Genomic DNA, 15016 nt, shown 5'->3' with positions numbered 1-15016 from the left:
CTTCATGCTGATGGTGATTTCACCCGCCAAGACCCTCGATTTCGAGACCCCGCCCGTCACTCAACGCTTCACCCAGCCGCAGTACCTCGATCACTCCCAGGAACTGATCCTGCAATTGCGCGAACTGAGCCCGGCGCAAATCAGCGAACTGATGCACGTCTCCGACAAGATCGGCGGCCTCAACGCCGCGCGCTTCGGCAGTTGGACCCCGGCCTTCACTCCGGCCAACGCCAAGCAGGCGCTGCTGGCGTTCAAGGGCGACGTGTACACCGGCCTGAATGCCGAAACCCTGGGCGAAGCCGATTTCGATTACGCCCAGCAGCATCTGCGCATGCTCTCCGGCCTGTACGGCCTGCTGCGCCCGCTGGACCTGATGCAGCCCTATCGCCTGGAAATGGGCACCAAGCTGGCCAACGCCCGCGGCAAGGACCTGTACGCCTTCTGGGGCACGCGCATCAGCGAATGGCTCAACGAGGCCCTGGCCGAACAGGGCGACGACCTGCTGCTCAACCTGGCTTCCAACGAATACTTCTCGGCGGTCAAGCGCACGGCCCTGAACGCCCGGATCATCAATACCGAGTTCAAGGACCTGAAGAACGGCCAGTACAAGATCATCAGTTTCTACGCCAAGAAGGCCCGGGGCATGATGAGCCGCTTCGTCATAGAAGAACGCATCAACGACCCGGCGACCCTCAAGCAATTCGATGTCCAGGGTTACCGCTACAGCGCCGAACAGTCGAAACCCGACAATCTGGTTTTCCTGCGCGATCACGCACCGGAATAACGCACTCGGTCGATGCACTGGTTTCGCGCAAACGAGTGCGTCGACGAGCGGTCACTTTCCTCTTTGACTCCCGCCAAAACGCCAAACAATTGGCGCCAAAATATCTTCTTCTGAATTTATAACTTTTGTTTCACTCGACAGAGGTCATTTTTTTCAGTAGTGGCACACAAATTTTTTAGCGGTAGTGGCATAAAAATATCCCCGCGCTTTAACTCCCCATAACTAAAGGCTGAAATGGTAAGTGCTATCAATATGAAAGCAGTGCCATCTTTTGCAATATTTCAAGAAATTTCAGAAAACAGGATCAGCGGTCTGGAACTATGTCCTGAACCACCGCTCATACCACCGGTAACGATTCTCAGCGAGTTTGTAGGAGATGACTTACATGGGATCCAACGACAGTAGCGAAGTTGTCATATTGTCCTGACCTACTGCTCAGGAACTCGAACTCAGGGTCAATACACAGGAGATAATGCACCATTACTATCCCCTACAAGGCCATGGCATAGCCCGCCTTAAAGCGCTTCCGGGAGCGTGTAACTACCTGATTATCATGGGTCTGTTCCTATAAATCAGGATTATCGCCAACCTCGGAGCAGCCTTCCAACAGGAAGGACGGCAACATTTAAGGGCAGCCCCTACAACAAGGCCAAGTTGCGCACAACTTGAGTGCACTTATTTAGACACTCGGAACTTAGTCTGCCTGCACTGGATATTTCAACGCCTGTTCGTTGAACTTCCGAGTGCGTAATTACAGCTGGCAAACATTAACTCCGGCCATCTAATGGCGTGAATAACACAGAGGTAAATGCGATGCGCATCAGCATATTTGGTTTGGGTTACGTCGGTGCAGTATGTGCCGGTTGCCTGTCTGCACGGGGCCATGAGGTCGTTGGCGTCGATGTTGCCAAGGACAAGATCGATATGATCAACGCCGGTAAATCGCCGATCGTTGAACCGGGTCTGGGTGAACTTCTGGCGCAAGGTATTCAAACCGGTCGTCTGCGCGGAACCACCAATTTCGCCGAGGCGATTCGCGACACCGACTTGTCGATGATCTGTGTCGGCACGCCCAGCAAGAAGAACGGCGACCTGGAACTCAACTACATCGAAGCGGTATGCCGCGAGATCGGTTTTGTCCTGCGTGACAAGACCTCCCGCCACACCATCGTGGTGCGCAGTACCGTACTGCCGGGCACTGTCGCCAACGTGGTGATCCCGATCCTCGAAGACTGCTCCGGCAAGAAGGCCGGCGTCGACTTCGGCGTCGCGGTCAACCCTGAGTTCCTGCGTGAAAGCACCGCGATCAAGGACTACGACTTCCCACCGATGACCGTGATCGGCGAGTTCGACAAGGCTTCGGGCGACGTCCTGCAATCGCTGTACGAAGAACTCGACGCTCCGATCATCCGCAAGGACATCGCTGTCGCCGAGATGATCAAGTACACCTGCAACGTGTGGCACGCCACCAAGGTCACCTTCGCCAACGAGATCGGCAACATCGCCAAGGCCGTCGGCGTCGACGGTCGTGAAGTGATGGACGTGGTCTGCCAGGACAAGACCCTCAACCTGTCCCAGTACTACATGCGCCCGGGCTTCGCCTTCGGCGGTTCCTGCCTGCCCAAGGACGTGCGCGCCCTGACCTTCCGCGCCGGTTCCCTGGACGTCGAAGCACCGCTGCTCAACTCGCTGATGCGCAGTAACGAGTCCCAGGTGCAGAACGCCTTCGACATCGTCTCCAGCCACGACAAGCGCAAAGTCGCCCTGCTCGGCCTGAGCTTCAAGGCCGGCACCGACGATCTGCGCGAAAGCCCGCTGGTGGAGCTGGCGGAAATGCTGATCGGCAAGGGCTTCGACCTGAGCATCTACGACAGCAACGTCGAGTACGCCCGCGTCCACGGTGCCAACAAGGACTACATCGAGTCCAAGATCCCCCACGTCTCGTCCCTGCTCAACGCGGACTTCGACTCGGTGATCGACAACTCCGACGTGATCATCCTCGGCAACCGCGACGAGAAGTTCCGCGCCCTGGCCGAAGAAGTGCCGCATGGCAAACAGGTCATCGACCTGGTCGGGTTCATGTCCAAGGCCACCAGCGCGAGCGGCCGGACCGAAGGTATCTGCTGGTAAGCCGGCAGATTCGGGAAGCACGGCGACCGCTTCGCGGTTGATCGCGAGCAAGCTCGCTCCTGCAAGGATCGCATCGCACCTGTAGGAGCCAGCTTGCTGGCGATGGCGTCCGCCAGGGCGCCAACGCCACCCCGGCTTTTTTCGCCTGCCTTAACCCCATCGGGCCACCCCACAGGCTCGCCCGAGATCGAGACGGATGCAGATTATGCACAGGCTAAAGCACGGCCTACTCCAGGCCGCAGGTTGGCTGTTTTTCTTGAGTTTACTGATGGGTCTCGCCCTGGCGTTGCCCGCGTCCACATTCGACTCCGAATCGAAGGACTTCATCTTCCTGATTGGCGCCGTGGGTATCTGGCGCTACTCGATGGGTGCCACGCATTTCGTGCGCGGCATGCTGTTTCTCTACGTGGTCTACCCGCACCTGCGCCGCAAGGTCCGCAAGCTGGGCAAGGCCGCCGATCCGTCCCACGTGTACCTGATGGTCACCAGTTTCCGGATCGACGCCCTGACCACCGCCCAGGTCTATGGCTCGGTGATCCGTGAAGCCATCGACTGCGGCTTCCCTACCACCGTGGTCTGCTCGATCGTGGAGATGTCCGACGAGCTGCTGGTGAAAAGCCTCTGGGCCCGCATGAACCCGCCAGCCCACGTCAAACTCGACTTCGTGCGCATCCCCGGCACCGGCAAGCGCGACGGCCTGGCCTTCGGTTTCCGCGCCATCTCCCGCCACCTGCCGGACGACCGCGCCGTGGTAGCGGTGATCGACGGCGACACCGTGCTCGGCGAAGGCGTGGTGCGCAAGACCGTGCCCTGGTTCCAGCTGTTCGGCAACGTCGGCGGCCTGACCACCAACGAGTTCTGCGAAGTGCGCGGCGGCTACATCATGAGCGAATGGCACAAGCTGCGCTTCGCCCAGCGCCACATCAACATGTGCTCCATGGCCCTGTCCAAGCGCGTGCTGACCATGACCGGACGCATGTCGGTGTTCCGCGCCAGCGTGGTCACCAACCCGGACTTCATCGCCGACGTGGAAAGCGACTCGCTGCAACACTGGCGCCTGGGCCGCTTCAAGTTCCTCACCGGCGACGACAAGTCCAGCTGGTTCAGCCTGATGCGCCTGGGCTACGACACCTTCTACGTGCCCGATGCGGCGATCAATACCGTGGAACACCCGCCGGAGAAGAGTTTCATCAAGGCCAGCCGCAAGCTGATGTTCCGCTGGTACGGCAACAACCTGCGGCAGAACTCCCGGGCCCTGGGGCTGGGTCTCAAGCGCCTGGGGCTGTTCACCAGCGTGGTGCTGTTCGACCAGCGCGTGTCGATGTGGACCTCCCTGCTGGGCCTGACCGTGGCCCTGATCGCCAGCTTCAAGTACGGCACCGCCTTCATCCTGGTGTACCTGCTGTGGATCGGTATCACCCGCCTGCTGCTGACCCTGCTGCTGTCCTGTTCGGGGCACAGGATCGGCCCGGCCTACCCTTTGATCCTCTATTACAACCAGATCGTCGGGGCCCTGGTGAAGATCTATGTGTTCTTCCGCCTCGACCAACAGTCCTGGACCCGCCAACCGACTGCTCTGTCCCGTGACCTCGCCAGCTTTCAACGTTGGTTCAACACCTGGTCGTCTCGGACCATGACCTTCTCCGCCGGCAGCATTTTCGTCGCCGCGCTGCTGCTGATGGTCTGACCCGCCTTGCCTGAATTAACTAGGAAATCGCCCTTATGAACACCGCCGTGAACGTCAATGTAGTGCATGAATCCGAAGCCCAACGCCAACACGCCCGGGTCAAGATCCCGGCCAAGCTGCGCTTCTTCGGCCCCGACCGGACCCCAGTCGAGGCGCGGGTCATCGACCTCTCCGCCGGCGGCCTGAGCTTCAACTGCGGGCAGTTGCCGATCAAGGTCGGCGACGTGCACAAGGGCCGCCTGCAGTTCGTCATCGACAACCTCGGGCTGGCCATGGACGTGGAGTTGCAGGTGCGCTCCGTGGATCGCCAGAGCGGCCGGGTCGGCTGCCAGTTCCAGAACCTCGAGCCCCAGGACATCTCGACCCTGCGCCAGCTGATCACCTCGCACCTGGCCGGCGACATCGTGACCATGGGCGACGTGCTCGCCACCCTGCAGCGCGACAACTTCACCAAGGCGCGCAAGAGCAAGGACGCCGGCCACGGCATGAGCGCCCTGGGCCGCCTGCGCGCGGTGACCTTCAGCGCCGGGATCTTCGTCGTTGGCCTGGCGGCCTTCGGTTTCATCCTCAAGTCGGTGTACGGCATGTACTTCGTCAGCCACGCCCAGGCCGGCCTGGTCAGCGCGCCGGGGATGAACGTCACCATGCCGCGCGACGGCACCGTGCAGAGCCTGATCCAGGCCGACGGCGTGGCCGCCAAGGGCGCCCCGCTGGCAACCTTCAGCACCAGCATGCTCGACGTGCTCAAGGGCCACCTGAACGAAGACCAGCTGCAACCGGCCAAGGTCGAGGAGCTGTTCGGCAAGCAGATGACCGGCACCCTGACCTCGCCCTGCGACTGCACCGTGGCCCAGCAAATGGTTGCCGACGGCCAGTACGCCAGCAAGGGCGACGTGATCTTCCAGTTGGTCCCGCGTAACAGCCAGGCCAACGTCGAAGCGCGTTTCTCCTACCGCCAGTTCGCCGACGTGCGTCCGGGGACCAAGGTCAGCTTCCAGATCGCCGGCGAAGACGACGTACGCACCGGCACCATCGTCAGCAGCACCAGCCTCAACAGCAACGACCTGTCCTCGGACATTCGCGTGCAGATCAAACCCGACGCCCCGCTGAGCAGCTCCTTCGCCGGCCGCCCGGTGGAAGTCAGCAGCGACCGCGGCCCGTCCGTGAACTGGCTGATCGACAAAGCCATGGCTGCCGGTCTCTAACCATGACTATTCATACCCCACTCCCGATGACGAAAACGGCCCCTGTAGCCGCTGCCGCAGGCTGCGATCGAGTGCAACGCACTCGTGAAGGGGATGAATGCGGTCTGGCGAACACAGCGCGCCGTCCGGAACCCGTCCGCTACGCGGCCGATCGCAGCCTGCGGCAGCGGCTACAGGGTTCGGCATTGCTGTTGCCTCTGGTGACCGCCATGGCCCTGGCCGGTTGCGCCGGCCTGCCCGACCAGCGCCTGGCCAACGAAGCCCTGAAGCGCGGCGACACTGTGCTCGCGGAGCAGAACTACCGGCAGCTGGCGGACCTGGGTTACAGCGACGCCCAGGTCGGCCTGGCCGATATCCAGATGGAAACCCGCGACCCGGCGAAGATCAAGCAAGCCGAGGCGACCTACCGCGCCGCGGCCGACACCTCGCCGCGGGCCCAGGCGCGCCTGGGTCGCCTGCTGGTGGCCAAGCCCGGCTCCACCGAAGCCGAGCACCACGAAGCCGAAGGCCTGTTGAAAAAGGCCTTCGCCAATGGTGAAGGCAACACCCTGATCCCGCTGGCGATGCTCTACCTGCAATATCCGCAGAGCTTCCCCAAGGTCAACGCCCAGCAGCAGATCAGCCAATGGCGCAGCGCCGGCTACCCGGAAGCCGGCCTGGCCCAGGTGCTGCTGTACCGCACCCAGGGTACCTACGACCAGCACCTGGCCGAGGTGGAAACCATCTGCAAGGCGGCGCTGAACGTCACCGATATCTGCTACGTCGAACTGGCCACCGTCTACCAGAAACGCGGCCAGCCGGAGCAACAGGCCGAGCTGCTCAAACAGCTGCAGGCCGGCCACGCCCGCGGCGTCATCAGCGCGCAACGGGTCGACAGCGTGGCCCGGGTGCTGGGCGACGCCAGCCTGGGCAAGACCGACGAGAAAACCGCGCAGGCGCTGCTGGAGCCGATCGCTCCCGGCTACCCGGCCTCCTGGGTCACCCTGGCGCAACTGCTCTACGACTTCCCTGAACTCGGCGACGTCGACAAGATGATGCAGTACCTGGACAACGGTCGCGCCGCCGACCAGCCCCGCGCCGAACTGCTGCTGGGCAAGCTCTACTACGAAGGCAAGATGGTCCCGGCCGACGCCAAGGTCGCCGAAGAACACTTCAAGAAGGCCCAGGGCAAGGAAGTCGCCGCCGATTACTACCTCGGCCAGATCTACCGCCGTGGCTACCTGGGCCAGGTCTATCCGCAAAAGGCCCTGGACCACCTGCTGACCGCCGCGCGCAACGGCCAGAACAGCGCCGATTTCGCCATCGCCCAGCTGTTCTCCCAGGGCAAGGGCACCAAGCCCGACCCGCTCAACGCCTATGTCTTCAGCCAGCTGGCCAAGACCCAGGACACCCCGCAAGCCAACGAGCTTGCGCAACAACTCGAAGCCCAACTACCGCCAGGCCAACGCGCCGAGGCCCAACGCCTGCTGCAACAGGAGCAGGCCGTACGTGGCGCCTTGAGCCAGAACACGTTGGAACTGCACGCGTTGCAGGAAGAAGACGGTGAGGAATCCCTATGAAGTTCACTCCATCCAGCCACGCCAATCCTGTAACCGCTGCCGCAGGCTGCGATCGACCGCGCAGCGGACGTCGTCCAGGCGCCCGAGATCTTTCAGCCGCACCGCGTGCGCAGGTTTTGCGGCTGCTGCGCAGCCGATCGCAGCCTGCGGCAGCGGCTACGGGAAAACTGTTCAGCCTGTCGAAGCTGGGTGTGGCCCTGGGTTTTGCCCTGGTCTGGTCCAACCCGACGCTGGCGGCCATCACCGAGAGCAAGAACTTCGGCCTGGAAGTGAAAATCACCGGCCAGTCCGAAGACGACCGTGACCTCGGCACCCTGGGCGGCGGCGACGTCAATGGCGTCGGCCTCGACCTGCGTCCCTGGGTCTACGGCGAAAGCGGCAACTGGAGCGCCTACGCCATGGGCCAGGCGGTGACCTCGACCGATATCATCGAGACCGACACCCTGCAGCAGTCCGACGGCGCCAGCACCGAAAGCAGCAACAACAGCGACCGCAAGAGCAAGAAGAACTACCTGGCGATGCGCGAGTTCTGGATCGGCTACAGCGGCCTCACCCCCTACCCGGGCGAGCAGTTGAAGTTCGGTCGCCAGCGCCTGCGCAACGACGACGGCCAATGGCGCGACACCAACATCGAAGCCCTGAACTGGACCTTCGACACCACCCTGCTGCGCGCCAACGTCGGCATCGCCGAGCGCTTCAGCGAGTACCGCACCGACCTCAAGGAGCTGGCGCCGGAAGACAAGGATCGCCTGCACGTCTACGGCGATGTGGCCTACCAGTGGACCCCGGGGCATTGGGCTGGCGTGCGCGCGCACCACAGCCACGACGACGGCAAGCTCGACTACCCGGTTCCGGGCGAAGCCACCGACTCCCTGGACAAGCGCCAGAACGGCGACCTGACCTGGCTCGGCCTGGAAGCCAACAGCGACGCCTATAACTGGCGCAACACCAACACCGTCAACTACTGGGCGAGCATCACCGGCATGAGCGGCGACCGCGACAAGGTCAACGCGCTGAACGCCGACGGCACCCGCCCGGCCCAGGCCAAGAGCGGCGAGAGCCTCGATGGCTGGGCCACCGACCTCGGCGTGCGCCTGCGCCTGGACCCGAAATGGCAGGTCGGCGCGGCCTACGCCCGCGCCAGCGGCGACTACGAACAGAACGGCCTGGAAAGCAACCGCTCGAACTACACCGGGACCCGCTCGCGGGTGCACCGTTTCGGCGAAGCCTTCCGCGGCGAAATGAACAACATGCAGACCGCCACCCTGTTCGGTTCCTGGATGCTCGCCGACGAATATGACGCCAGCCTGATCTACCACAAGTTCTGGCGCGTGGACGGCAACAAGCCGGTGGGCAGCAACGGTATCAACGCCGTGGAAAACAACTACGACGACGCCACCGGCGCCCTGCTCTCCAGCTCGTCCCTGCCGCTGCGCGATGGCGAGAAAGACCTTGGCCAGGAAGTGGACCTCGTGGTCACCAAGTACTTCAAGCAAGGCCTGCTGCCGGCCGCGCTCAGCCAGTCGATCGACGAGCCTTCGGCGCTGGTGCGCTTTCGTGGCGGCGTGTTCAAGCCGGGCGATGCCTATGGCAAGAACGTCGACTCGTACATGCACCGCGCCTTTGTCGACGTGATCTGGCGCTTCTGATGCGAGCCGCCAAGGGAGTGCCTGAGATGAACAGCCCGATGAACAGCCCAGCGATAAGAGGCTCGATCAGCCTGTTGGCCGGCGCCATGCTGCTGGCCAGCAGCGCCGCCTTCGCCAACGTCGAACCGGCTCCGGCCGCCACGTCCGGCAAGCAGCCGACCGTGGCCAAGGAGCTGCAACAGGCCAAGACCTACACCGTCAGCAGCGCGCCCACCGCGCCGCTGAACCTGGCCAAGCCGGCCCTGCCCGACCTCTCCGGCTACACCGCCGAAGCGGCGGCGGCGAAGATCGTGCGCAGCAAGCCCGGCAAGATCAGCGTGCGCCGCATGATGCAGGAAGACGCGCTGAAGGACTTTATCGGCGGTGATAACAAGATGGCCGAATGGGTGGTGCGCCAGCACGGCATCCCCCAGGCGATCTTCATCGACGACGGTTACGTCAACCTCAAGGAGCTGGCGAAGAAGCTGCCCAAGCAGTACATCAGCGAAACCTCGCCGGGCGTGTACCTGGCGCGGCTGCCGATCGTGGTCGGGCGCAAGGGCATCCTGGAAATCGACCAGCAGACCCAGGAACTGCGCCTGTCCCAGGAAGGCGGTTCGTTCCTGGTCAACGACGGCCAGCTGTTCGTGCGCGACACCAAGGTCACCGGCTGGCGCGAGAAGGACAACGGCCCGGCGACGTTCAACTCGCCCAAGGAATTCCGTCCGTTCCTGCTGGCCTGGGGCGGCACCGAGACCTACATCGTCAACAGCAAGATGGCCAGCTTCGGCTACGCCAACAGTAAGTCCTACGGCGTGAGTATTTCCCAGTACACGCCGAACATGGCCAAGGTGCTCAAGCGCCCCGAACCCACCGGCTGGATCATCGGCTCGGAGTTCTCGGACATGTGGTACGGCTTCTACTGCTACGAGACCCGCGACTTCGTGGTCAAGGGCAACACCTACAAGGACAACATCGTCTACGGCATCGACCCCCACGACCGTTCGCACCGGCTGATCATCGCCGACAACACCGTCTACGGGACCAAGAAGAAGCACGGGATCATCATTTCCCGGGAAGTGAACGACAGCTTCATCTTCAACAACCGCAGCTACGAGAACAAACTTTCAGGCCTGGTGATCGACCGTAACAGCGTGAACAACCTGATCGCCGACAACGAGATCTACCGCAACCACACCGACGGCATCACCCTCTACGAGAGTGCCGACAACCTGCTGTGGGGTAACAAGGTGATCAGCAACCGGCGCCACGGCATCCGCATTCGCAACAGCGTGAACATCCGCCTGTACGAGAACGTCGCCATGGCCAACGGCCTGACCGGCGTCTACGGCCACATCAAGGACCTCTCCGACACCGACCGCGACATCAAGCTCGACCCGTTCGACGCCCAGGTGTCGCTGATCGTGGTCGGCGGCGAGCTGGCCGCCAATGGCAGCGGCCCGATGTCCATCGACTCGCCGTTGAGCGTCGAGCTGTACCGCGTGTCCATGCTCGCCCCGACCAAGAGCAGCGGCATCAGCTTCTCGGGGATCCTCGGCGAGCGCCAGGACGAAATTCTTGACCTGCTGGTGCGCCAGCAGAAAGCCGTGCTGATCGACCCTGTCGAACGCCAGACCGAAATGCGCGATTGAGGATGACTGTCATGCGCCCACACCTGATCAAACTCTTGAGCCTCTCGGCATTGACCGCGGGCATTCTCGCCGCCAGTAACAGCGCTCGCGCCGATGAAACCCAGGCACCGAAGTTCACCGCCGAGCCCTGCTGCAACCTGTGCCCGGCGGCCCATGACGCGAAGAACTACACCACCCGCTACCAGCAGAACTTCACCACCCTGGTGCAAGCCCAGGGCGACTGGCTGTTCCGTACCCAGGAAGACCTGCGCACCGAATTCAACACCACGCCGGAAGGTTATCGCCGCCTGCAACAGCTGCACGACGCCTTCAAGAGCAAGGGCGTGGAGCTGGTGCTGGTCTACCAGCCGACCCGTGGCCTGGTGAACCGCAACAAGCTCAACCCGCAGGAGAAGGCCAGCTTCGACTACGACAAGGCCCTGAAAAACTACCAGGGCATGCTCGGCCGTTTCGCCCAGATGGGCTACGTGGTGCCGGACCTGTCGCCGCTGACCAACGAGCAACTGCCGGAGACCCTGCCGGCCCACGACTTCTACTTCCGCGGCGACCAGCACTGGACTCCGTACGGCGCCCAGCGCACGGCGAAGATCGTGGCGCAGAAGGTCAAGCAGTTGCCGGCCTTCGCCGACATTCCCAAGCGTGAGTTCGAGACCCACAAGTCCGGGCGCATGGGCAAGACCGGCACCCTGCACAACATGGCCGGCCAGCTCTGCGGCACCAGCTACGCGATCCAGTACATGGACCAGTTCACCACCGAACCCAAGGGCGAAGCCGGCGACGGCGACCTGTTCGGCGATTCCGGCAACCCGGAAATCACCCTGGTGGGCACCAGCCACAGCGGCAAGAACTACAACTTCGCCGGCTTCCTGCAGGAAGAGATCGGCGCCGACATTCTCAACGTCGCCTTCCCCGGCGGCGGCTTCGAAGGCTCCATGCTGCAGTACCTGGGCAGCGAGGAATTCCAGACCAAGCCACCGAAGATCCTGATCTGGGAATTCTCGCCGCTGTACCGCCTGGACCAGGAAACCATCTACCGGCAGATGATGGCCCTGCTCGACAACGGCTGCGAAGGCAAGCCGGCGCAAATGAGCGCCAGCGCCACCCTCAAGCCCGGCAAGAACGAGCTGATGGTCAACAGCAAGAACATGGACCTGCGCAACAGCAGCCACCAGGTCGATATCCGCTTCGCCGACACCTCGGTGAAAACCCTGCAAGCCACCCTCTGGTACATGAACGGGCGCCACGAGGACATCAAGATCGACAAACCGGAAACATCCGACACCGACGGGCGTTTCGCCTTTGAACTGCGCACCGACGAAGACTGGGCCTCGCAGAACCTGCTGGCGGTCGAAGTCCAGGGTCCGGAAGCCGGCGCCGCGGCACAGAAAGTCGAAGCGAAAATTTGCAAACGCAACGTATTCCCGGATGCCGGTCAACGCACCGCGCAAATCGGGCAATGAGGTTCCTATGCAAAGCAAAACGCTGAAACAGTTACTGGCACCGAGCCTGTTGAGCCTGGCGATGTTCGCAGGCGCAACCCAGGCCGCGGCCCCACTGCGCCCGCCCCAGGGGTATTACGCGCCGGTGGATAAATTCAAGAGCGGCGACCACAGCGAAGGCTGCGACGCCATGCCCGCGCCTTACACTGGCTCGCTGCAATTTCGCAGCAAGTACGAAGGTTCGGACAAGGCTCGCGCGACCCTCAACGTGCAATCGGAAAAGGCCTTTCGCGACAGCACCGCCGACATCACCAAGATCGAGCGCGGCACCAGCAAGCGGGTGATGCAGTTCATGCGCGACGGCCGTCCGGAACAATTGGACTGCACCCTGAGCTGGCTGAGCGCCTGGGCCCAGGCCGATGCGTTGATGTCCAAGGACTTCAACCACACCGGCAAGTCCATGCGCAAATGGGCCCTGGGCAGCATGGCTTCGGCCTACCTGCGCCTGAAGTTTTCCGACTCCCATCCGCTGGACACTCACCAGCAGCAGGCGCAGCAGATCGAGGCCTGGTTCAGCAAGATGGCCGACCAGGTGGTCAGCGACTGGGACAACCTGCCGCTGGAGCAGACCAACAACCACTCGTACTGGGCCGCCTGGTCGGTGATGGCCACCGCCGTGGCGACCAACCGCCGCGACCTGTTCGACTGGGCGGTGAAGGAATACAAGGTCGGTGCCAATCAGGTCGACGCCGACGGCTTCCTGCCCAACGAACTCAAGCGCCAGCAACGCGCCCTGGCCTATCACAACTACGCCCTGCCGCCGCTGGCGATGATCGCCAGCTTCGCCCAGGTCAACGGCGTCGACCTGCGCCAGGAAAACAACGGCGCCCTGAAACGCCTGGGCGAGCGGGTGCTGGCCGGGGTGAAAGACCCGGACGAGTTCGAGGAAAAGAACGGCAAGGAACAGGACATGACCGACCTCAAGGTCGACTCGAAATTCGCCTGGCTCGAACCCTTCTGCAGCCTCTACACCTGCGCCCCGGATGTACTGGAACGCAAGCACAAGATGCAACCGTTCAAGACCTTCCGCCTGGGTGGCGACCTGACCAAGGTCTACGACCCCTCGCACGAGAAGGGCAACAAAGGCTCGTAAGCGACACCTGTAGCCGCTGCCGAGGCACGAGGCTGCGACAAGGCTCGAAGAGCCTTCCGAGGTCCTCAAGAGCACGACCGCTTCGCGGCCGATCGCAGCCTCGTACCTCGGCAGCGGCTACGGACGAATGCAATACGCCGCCCCCGGTTTTTCACGGGGGGGTTTGGGGGGCTCTGGCCCTTTACTGTTGGTCAAACATGGAGAGATCGGGATGGTTTTCTCATCCAACGTGTTCCTGTTCCTGTTCTTGCCGATCTTTCTCGGCTTGTACTACCTGAGCGGGCAACGCTATCGCAACCTGCTGCTGCTGATCGCCAGCTATGTGTTTTATGCCTGGTGGCGGGTGGACTTCCTGGCGCTGTTCGCCGGCGTCACCCTGTGGAACTACTGGATCGGCCTGAAAGTCGGCGCCGCCGGCGTGCGCACCAAACCGGCCCAGCGCTGGCTGCTGCTCGGCGTGGGCGTGGACCTGGCCATCCTCGGCTATTTCAAATACGCCAACTTCGGCGTGGACAGCCTCAACGCGATCATCACCAGCTTTGGTCTGAACCCGTTCATCCTGACCCACGTGCTGTTGCCGATCGGCATCTCGTTCTACATCTTCGAGTCCATCAGCTACATCATCGACGTCTACCGCGGCGACACCCCGGCGACCCGCAACCTGATCGACTTCGCGGCGTTCGTGGCGATCTTCCCGCACCTGATCGCCGGCCCCGTGCTGCGTTTTCGCGACCTGGCCGACCAGTTCAACAACCGCACCCACACCCTGGACAAGTTCTCCGAAGGCTGCACGCGCTTCATGCAGGGCTTCATCAAGAAAGTGTTCATCGCCGACACCCTGGCGGTGGTCGCCGACCATTGCTTCGCCCTGCAGAACCCGACCACGGGCGACGCCTGGCTGGGCGCCCTGGCCTACACCGCGCAGCTGTACTTCGACTTCTCCGGCTACAGCGACATGGCCATCGGCCTGGGTCTGATGATGGGTTTTCGCTTCATGGAAAACTTCAAGCAGCCCTACATCAGCCAGTCGATCACCGAGTTCTGGCGGCGCTGGCACATCAGCCTGTCCACCTGGCTGCGCGACTACCTGTACATCACCCTGGGCGGCAACCGCAAAGGCACGCTGATGACCTATCGCAACCTGTTCCTGACCATGCTGCTCGGTGGCCTGTGGCACGGCGCGAACATCACCTACGTGGTCTGGGGCGCCTGGCACGGCATGTGGCTGGCGATCGAGAAGATGCTCGGCATCAACACTTCGCCGCGCAGCCTGAACCCGATCCGCTGGGTGCTGACCTTCCTGCTGGTGGTAATGGGCTGGGTGATCTTCCGCGCCGAGAACCTGCACGTCGCCGGTCGCATGTACGGCGCCATGTTCAGCTTCGGCGACTGGTCGCTGTCGGAACTCAACCGCGCCAGCCTCACCGGCCTGCAAGTGGCAACCCTGGTCGTGGCCTACGCCACCCTGGCGTTCTTCGGCCTGCGTGACCTGTATCGCAACCCGACGCCGGTCAAGAGCAAGCCTGAAATCAACACCGAGGCCGACGGTCCGGCCACCGCCCAGCCGGGGCTGATCAAGGCTGTACCGGGGGACAAGCCGGACAGCATCCACCAGCCGGGCTACACCGTGGGCGTCGAAGCCCAGGTCCAGCCGGCCTACTGGGTCGCCGACTGGCCGCGTTACGTGATGCGCACCCTGGTGCTGCTGCTGTTCATCGCTTCGATTCTCAAACTCTCGGCGCAAAGCTTCTCGCCGTTCCTTTACTTCCAGTTCTGAGG

The 15016-nt window shown here is 62.7% G+C and carries 10 protein-coding genes; all 10 read left to right on the top strand.

What is annotated here, in order from left to right; all coding sequences use genetic code 11:
• Window positions 1-4: 4 nt before the first annotated feature.
• Complete coding sequence (gene yaaA, locus CXQ81_RS07580; protein WP_101336894.1) at window positions 5-784, top strand: peroxide stress protein YaaA; 780 nt, start codon at window positions 5-7, stop codon at window positions 782-784.
• Window positions 785-1597: 813 nt separating this feature from the next.
• Complete coding sequence (locus CXQ81_RS07575; protein WP_087091309.1) at window positions 1598-2914, top strand: nucleotide sugar dehydrogenase; 1317 nt, start codon at window positions 1598-1600, stop codon at window positions 2912-2914.
• A gap of 205 nt (window positions 2915-3119) precedes the next feature.
• On the top strand, window positions 3120-4601 hold the full coding sequence (gene alg8 / locus CXQ81_RS07570) for a mannuronan synthase (RefSeq protein WP_009042274.1): 1482 nt from the start codon (window positions 3120-3122) through the stop codon (window positions 4599-4601).
• A 35-nt stretch (window positions 4602-4636) separates the two neighbouring features.
• Window positions 4637-5806: an alginate biosynthesis protein Alg44 gene (locus tag CXQ81_RS07565; RefSeq protein WP_101336893.1), complete on the top strand. Its 1170-nt coding sequence runs from the start codon at window positions 4637-4639 to the stop codon at window positions 5804-5806.
• A 26-nt stretch (window positions 5807-5832) separates the two neighbouring features.
• A complete protein-coding gene (algK, locus tag CXQ81_RS07560; protein WP_062823611.1) occupies window positions 5833-7365 on the top strand; it encodes an alginate biosynthesis TPR repeat lipoprotein AlgK in 1533 nt (510 codons plus the stop codon).
• The gene (locus CXQ81_RS07555) at window positions 7362-9014 is read left to right on the top strand and encodes an alginate export family protein (protein ID WP_256593460.1); all 1653 of its coding nucleotides are present in this window, start codon (window positions 7362-7364) and stop codon (window positions 9012-9014) included. The genes algK and CXQ81_RS07555 overlap by 4 nt, the downstream gene beginning before the upstream one ends.
• 26 nt (window positions 9015-9040) lie before the next feature.
• The gene (gene algG, locus CXQ81_RS07550; protein WP_087091307.1) at window positions 9041-10645 is read left to right on the top strand and encodes a mannuronan 5-epimerase AlgG; all 1605 of its coding nucleotides are present in this window, start codon (window positions 9041-9043) and stop codon (window positions 10643-10645) included.
• 11 nt (window positions 10646-10656) lie between these two features.
• The gene (locus CXQ81_RS07545; RefSeq protein ID WP_007932828.1) at window positions 10657-12105 is read left to right on the top strand and encodes an alginate O-acetyltransferase; all 1449 of its coding nucleotides are present in this window, start codon (window positions 10657-10659) and stop codon (window positions 12103-12105) included.
• A 7-nt stretch (window positions 12106-12112) separates the two neighbouring features.
• Window positions 12113-13237: a mannuronate-specific alginate lyase gene (locus CXQ81_RS07540; RefSeq protein WP_053259713.1), complete on the top strand. Its 1125-nt coding sequence runs from the start codon at window positions 12113-12115 to the stop codon at window positions 13235-13237.
• A 211-nt stretch (window positions 13238-13448) separates the two neighbouring features.
• Complete coding sequence (locus tag CXQ81_RS07535; protein ID WP_101336892.1) at window positions 13449-15014, top strand: MBOAT family protein; 1566 nt, start codon at window positions 13449-13451, stop codon at window positions 15012-15014.
• Window positions 15015-15016: the final 2 nt, after the last annotated feature.

Source organism: Pseudomonas sp. 09C 129 (assembly GCF_002843625.1).
GTDB lineage: Bacteria > Pseudomonadota > Gammaproteobacteria > Pseudomonadales > Pseudomonadaceae > Aquipseudomonas > Aquipseudomonas chlororaphis.
This window is presented reverse-complemented; position numbering and strand designations above follow the sequence as displayed.